Raw genomic sequence first — 978 nt, 5'->3', positions numbered from 1 at the left:
GCAGAGATGTGGTGTAAGAGGCGGGGCATGCCCCGCCTCCGCCCTTTCTTGAAAGGGAGGGGACACCGCCTAGAATTCGTCGTTGGAGTAATGAAGGTGACGAATGGAAGGAAAGGCGATGCCCCAAGAAGAGAGTGTACTGCGCCTCGGCCGCGACGAGGCCCTCGAGGCGGCGAGGCTTTGGCAGGAGTGCGGCGACGCGCGCGAGTTCGCGTGCAGGGTGCTGGGCAGCGTGATGAACGCGCTGATGGACTCCGAGGCCCAGCAGATGTGCGGCGCGAGCCGCAACGAGCGCAGCGACGGCAGGGAGAACAGCCGCAACGGCTACCGCCCCAGGTCGCTCAAGACCGCCGTGGGCGACGTGGAGCTCGAGATACCCAAGCTCAGGCACGGCACCTACTACCCCGAGGGCATGCTCGCGCGATGGTCGCGCGTCGACACCTCGGTGGCCGCCATCGTGCAGGAGATGTACGTATGCGGCGTGTCCACCCGCAAGGTCGAGCGCGTGGCGTCCAAGCTGGGCATATCCTCGCTGTCGAGCTCGGAGGTCTCGAGCCTCTGCTCCGACCTCGACGCCGAGGTGGCGGAGTTCCGCCGCCGCGACCTGTCGGGCACGCCGTGCTGCTACCTGTGGCTCGACGCCACCTACATGAGCTGCAGGGTCGGCTCGTCGGTCGTCTCGCAGGGCGTCGTGACCGCGATCGGGCTGGGCGCCGACGGGCGCAAGCACTTCCTGGGCTGCGACGTGGTCGACACCGAGAGCGAGGACTCCTGGGCGGCATTCCTCGGCGGGCTGCGCGAGCGCGGGCTGGCCGGCGTTCGCCTCGTGGTCTCCGACAGCCACGCCGGGCTCGTGGCCGCCGTCTCGCGCCTGTTCCAGGGCTGCGCCTGGCAGCGCTGCGTGACGCACCTGCAGCGCAACCTCCAGAGCGCCTGCTCGGGCAGGCCCGAGGACTCCAAGGCGGCCGTCAGGGACCT

At 69.2% G+C, this 978-nt stretch carries 1 protein-coding gene; it reads left to right on the top strand.

Annotated elements, in window-relative coordinates:
• Window positions 1-235: 235 nt before the first annotated feature.
• A partial coding sequence (locus tag DWX63_RS11580; protein ID WP_233514549.1) for an IS256 family transposase occupies window positions 236-978 on the top strand: 743 nt, incomplete at its 3' end.

Source organism: Collinsella sp. AF20-14LB (assembly GCF_003459505.1).
GTDB lineage: Bacteria > Actinomycetota > Coriobacteriia > Coriobacteriales > Coriobacteriaceae > Collinsella.
The sequence above is the reverse complement of the archived record's forward strand: the minus strand, read 5'-3'. Positions and strand labels throughout refer to the sequence as shown.